This window comes from Candidatus Magnetominusculus xianensis, from assembly GCA_001541255.1.
GTDB lineage: Bacteria > Nitrospirota > Thermodesulfovibrionia > Thermodesulfovibrionales > Magnetobacteriaceae > Magnetominusculus > Magnetominusculus xianensis.
Window position 1 is genome coordinate 1 of sequence record LNQR01000073.1, and the last position, 4,611, is coordinate 4,611.

The window sequence follows — 4,611 nt, forward strand, 5'->3', positions numbered from 1 at the left end:
TACTACAGGCTCATAGTATATTGCTGACCGTGACAGCCCTAAAAGCGCTGCCTGCCTTGCTATCGATATGAATTCATTTGTCCTGTCGATTAGCATTCTCTTGTCCTTAACCTGTAGTTCCCAATTCAGCCAGTCAAGTTCCATCTTTAGCTGACCAACCTGTCTGTATAGCTCATCTATTAGCTCGTTCTTCTCCGCCTTGTGCCTCCTGCCTAATCTTCTATTCCCCTGCTGGCTATTCCTTTCCACTGCCGTATCTGCTCTGGATGCACTTGATACTGGGTTGCCAGCTCTGATGATGTCTTCTCTGCCTTTATCGCTTCTATTGCTACCTTCGCCTTAAATGCTGATGCATATTTCGTCTTCATTATTTACTTGAACCTCCATCTTTCTGCTCTTACTGTAACTTAATATGTTGTACAATTTTGGGGGTCCATTATATAGTGATGTGAGGTATCAACAATGCAGGAAGAACTTTGGGAGTAAGCGCAGCTTATGGGAAATGCTAAGGGTTTTGGTTGCCACTATGATCTTTCCCGATTGGGAGACATTCCTGAATTACCTTTTAAAACCTCCCAAAGTTTATGCCGCCAGCATACTAAATTCATAAATCCCTACAAAATCATGCAGCGGTAGGTGCGCCACACCAATGCCCCTGTTATTTACCCAAAATAAACCACTGCTGTCCAAATCAGATGACTAACTTGGGCGACCTTAATATTTCGTCCATTCCTATCATGAGAAGTTATGCACAGGGTGGTCAATTTTCAGTTAGCATTAACCCCTTTTAATGGTCAATTTTAGATTAATGAAACCAGCAGCCACGTCGAACAGCCAACTTGAAGAGGCTTATACCGTGCCCCTCACTAAGTTGCAATCCCATGTCCTGCGGATATTGGCGGCACAGAGCAGTCCGGATAGTTACATTGCTGGCGTCGTCGCTCTCAACCGCGACTGTCCACGCTTTTCAGATATTTTTCAGGACTCAGAAAAACGTCTTGCAACAGCTGCCGCGTATTGGCGACGGAGCGGCCTATTGATGTCCCCAACATGCACAAGCGAATCCGGCGCGATGCAGAGGAGTTTATCAGCCGTCTGCCAAGCTCTGATGTTGGCGTGTGACGGCAACAGTCCGGTGGCAACCTGAACTGAATGAGTTGAACCGCTACCAGCGCAATGCCGGAAGGCGTCGAGGTATATGGCCTTCATCCACTGAAATCGTAACGGTCATGCTGGAAAAGCACAATCTGCCAGAGCCACATTAAGCATCAGTCGTCACAGGTTTAAGTAATACGCAATAATCTCCCTGCCGTAAAATAATGACACCGCAGCGCCTAACGACAAAAACGGCCCGAATGGAATCTTGGCCTTCCTGCCCTTTCCCTTAAATATCATCAGGGAAATCCCATAGATAGACCCCGCAAAGCTCCCTATAAAAATCGTCAGTAAAATCGATTTCCAGCCAAACGTTGCCCCTGCCATCGCCATCAGTTTTATATCCCCTCCCCCCATGCCACCCCTGCTTACCACGGCTATGAGATAAAATATCAGCCCGCCTGTGAACAGCCCGGCAAGTGACCCGGAAATCCCCATCAACCTGCCATACAGATGCGGCTCAGGCAATATAAATATCGACCCAACCAGCCCCAGCATCATCCCAGGCAGCGTTATCACATCAGGGATTATCTGATAGTCTATGTCAATGAAGGTTATCACTATCAACGCCGATATAAACATCATGTAGTATATCGAATATGCTGTAATGCCAAATTTAGCGTAAACCAGCACATAGAGGATTCCGTTTAAGAGCTCAACCGCTGGGTATCTAAGCGAAATATGCACCCCGCAGTAAGCACACCTGCCCCTGAGTGCAAGATAACTAATAACCGGTATGTTATGCCACGGCTTGATCCTTTTGCCGCAGGCAGGGCAGCTTGACGGCGGTGTGACAATAGACAGCCCCTTTTGGGGAAGCCTGTGTATGCAAACATTTAGAAATGACCCAACTATTAACCCGAATGCGGCTGTTAATATGTAGTATGGCAGCAGCGCTATCCCTCCGTTGATATGATTTCCCCTGCCTCTTTTTTCAATTCCTCTATGTTGTGCTCAATGGAGGAAATCTCCCGGATTGCCTGCTGAACCTTGTGGTGGTTATAAAGGTCCGTTGTCCTGTTGAAACTCAGATCGTAGGCATTCTTACCTATGGATTTATAAAGCTCTTCCTTTTCTTTTTCGAGTGCTTCTATTTTTGCCAGCATCTTTACGAAGGAAAGCTCAATGGTCAGCCTTTCAGTTACAATGGCGGCAAACCACTGGAGCCTATCAACGCCGCGCTCGAAGTCTCTTTTTATCTTATTCCACATTCGTTTGACTCTCAGCGCGAGCGTAGTTTATGTGTCTTCTTCCTGCCTGTCCTGCAGGATTTCGTCAATTGATTTGTCAGACTTGTCCTGTCTTACTTTGGCGTATCTGGATTCGCTGATTATGTCGATATCCCAGCCTGTGAGCTTCATGGCCAGTTTGACATTTTGGCCCTTCTTTCCTATCGCTATAGAAAGCTGCGAGTCCTCAACTACAACCATCGCGGTCTTATCCTCTTCGTTTATACCTATTTTGTCTACTTCCGCCGGAGTCAGCGCACGCGCTATGTAGAGCCTCGCGTCTGGCGTCCAATGAATGATGTCAATTCGTTCGCCCCTCAACTCACGCACAATTGCCTGAACCCTTGTGCCCTTCATCCCCACACATGCACCAATTGGGTCAATTGTGGAGTCCTTCGTGAAGACAGCGATTTTCGTCCTCTCCCCAGGTTCACGCACTACATCTTTTATCTGAACAATGTTGTCACTGATTTCCGGCACTTCCATTTTAAATAACGCAGCGACAAAGTTTGTCGAAATCCTTGACAGCACTATTTGCGGACCCTTGTTCGTAGTATTAACTAATTCGATATATGCCCTGATTATATCGCCATTTTTAAAATGCTCTCTCTGAAGAGTTTCTTTTACCGGCAGGACGGCCTCTGCCTTGCCTATGCTGACGTTGTAGGCAAGCCTGTCCTTTCTGATTATTGTGCCTGAGACAACAGTCCCGACTTTATTGGCAAATTTGTCATAGATTACGTCCCTTTCAGCCTCGCGCACCTTCTGCATTATAACCTGCTTTGCAGTTTGTGCCGCTATACGCCCAAAGTCCTTTATATCAAGCGGTTCATTCACCGTAGAACCTAAAGACGCCTCAGGTGAAATAGCCAGGGCCTCTTCTAATGACACCTGCGTGTGCTTATCTGTTACATTATCAACTACAGACTTTATTTTAAACACACTGACTTCGTAATCGATAGGGCTGATAGTCAGCCCTATATTCTCGAATTTCGTAAACTTCCTCTTTACTGCCGTCAACATCGCAGACTCAATCGTAGTTCTGAGCGTGTCCCTGGAAATCCCTTTCTCATGGCTTATTTGATCGATAATGTAACGAAGCTCTTTGCTCATTTTATCTCAATCTCCAGTTTAGCTCTGATTATATCGTGAAACTTTATTTCAACCGCTGATTTGGCGTCTTCAAGCGTAACCGCATCATCTGTAACAGACAGTATTTTCCCGATGATGCAGGCATCTTTTGCAGCCACACTGATAGCACCTCCGGCAGTCCCCTTCACTACGACCTTAGCAAGTTTGCCGGTGTATTTTACAAAATCGGCCTTATTTCTTAACGGCCTGTCAATGCCGGGTGAAGTCACCTCAAGCGTATATCCACCCTTAAGTATGCCCTCTACATCAAGCCTTGCACTCAGGTCTCTGCTCATTCCCTCGCAATCCGCTATGCCAACCGATGATTCTTTGTCTATTGTCACTCTCAATATCTTTCTGGCTCCTTGCCCTTTTAACTCCACACTAAAGAGTTCTACAGCCCTCTGCAGGGCTGCCTCCCTCACTATAGCCTCAAGGCGTCTCATTATCTCCATGCCCAAAATCCTATTCCACACCCAATAAAACAAAAGAGTGGGTTTTTCCCACTCCTGAAATGAGATAACTATCTCTCACTATCATTATAGCTTTATTTTTCATTAAAAGTCAAGCACTTTAATAATGCCTGATTGCTAAAGCAGGTCAACTAAGTCCAACACAAGTGTTTCAGGTTTGAAGACTGGCGGCGTAGGCTGATAAGTTAATTTATTGGGATTTTCAGGAGTTTACCCACTTTAATCTTCAGTGGGTCGCTAATCGAGTTCACCTTCATTATCTCCTTTACGGAAATATCATACATTCTTGCAATTGAGGACAGGCTTTGACCACTTTCAACTTTATGATGCTTGACCGCCGTCGGTTTACCTTTCTGTTCTTTTTCAGAGTCTGTTGTATGGCTGCTGTCAGACGCTGACTTGTCGATGTTTTTTGTGTTAGCAGTGGTAACAGTGTTTGTCTTTTTATCAGATTTGGCAGTATCAGCAGGGGGTGTATCAGACTTTTTATCAGAGTTCTTGAGTTCAGGCTTTCCGGTATTTTTAGCAGAGGCAACAGTGTTTGTCTTTTTATCAGGTTTGGCAGTATCAGCAGGTGATGTATCAGACTTCTTTTCAGAGCCCTTGAGTTCAGGCTTTCCGGT

Annotated in this window: 6 protein-coding genes and 1 pseudogene; all 7 read right to left on the bottom strand. The window is 45.6% G+C overall.

Annotated elements, in window-relative coordinates:
* A pseudogene (locus ASN18_RS17220) lies at positions 1–249 on the bottom strand (hypothetical protein); the annotation flags it as partial.
* Entirely contained in the window at positions 213–368 is a 156-nt protein-coding gene (locus tag ASN18_RS10590) for a transposase (protein ID WP_085052725.1), read from the bottom strand. The gene ASN18_RS10590 and the pseudogene ASN18_RS17220, both read right to left, overlap by 37 nt.
* Before the next feature lie 907 nt (positions 369–1,275).
* Positions 1,276–2,094, bottom strand: coding sequence for a prepilin peptidase (locus ASN18_RS10595; RefSeq protein ID WP_306688897.1), 819 nt, complete (start codon positions 2,092–2,094; stop codon positions 1,276–1,278).
* Positions 2,052–2,366: a hypothetical protein gene (locus ASN18_RS10600; protein ID WP_085052727.1), complete on the bottom strand. Its 315-nt coding sequence runs from the start codon at positions 2,364–2,366 to the stop codon at positions 2,052–2,054. Before ASN18_RS10600 ends, ASN18_RS10595 begins: the two co-directional genes overlap by 43 nt.
* Positions 2,367–2,393: 27 nt before the next feature.
* The gene (gene nusA, locus ASN18_RS10605; protein WP_085052728.1) at positions 2,394–3,497 is read right to left on the bottom strand and encodes a transcription termination factor NusA; all 1,104 of its coding nucleotides are present in this window, start codon (positions 3,495–3,497) and stop codon (positions 2,394–2,396) included.
* Positions 3,494–3,970 (bottom strand): ribosome maturation factor RimP, encoded by a 477-nt coding sequence (gene rimP, locus ASN18_RS10610; protein ID WP_085052729.1) that lies wholly within the window; start codon positions 3,968–3,970, stop codon positions 3,494–3,496. Before rimP ends, nusA begins: the two co-directional genes overlap by 4 nt.
* Positions 3,971–4,173: 203 nt before the next feature.
* Positions 4,174–4,611: LysM peptidoglycan-binding domain-containing protein (locus tag ASN18_RS10615; RefSeq protein ID WP_157072939.1), on the bottom strand; the 438-nt coding region annotated here is incomplete at its 5' end.